At 62.5% G+C, this 280-nt stretch carries 1 protein-coding gene; it reads right to left on the minus strand.

The window, feature by feature from the left end:
* The coding region (locus tag AC0L3B_RS39380) for a hypothetical protein (protein ID WP_473383189.1) at window positions 1–280 on the minus strand (280 nt) is incomplete at both ends.

Here is a 280-nt window from a genome sequence, read left to right on the forward strand (position 1 = left end):
GGGCACGATATTGCGCCACGAGGCGATTTCGATCTTCATGCCCAGGCGCGCCAGGATCGCCGACATGTTGGCGATGGTCTGCTCCAGCGGCAGATCCTTGCCGGCGATGTAGGTGCCCGCCTCCGACGTCGAGTTGGGCATCAACAACGCCTGCGCATCGGCGTCGAGGTTGTCGACTTCCTCGATCACGAATTCCGGCCCGGCCTGCACCACTTTTTTCACCGTGCAACGGTCGATGGAGCGCAGGATGCCCTGGCGGTCCTTATCGGAGATGTCCGCT

The sequence above is a fragment of the Bradyrhizobium sp. Kon56 genome, from assembly GCF_055807635.1.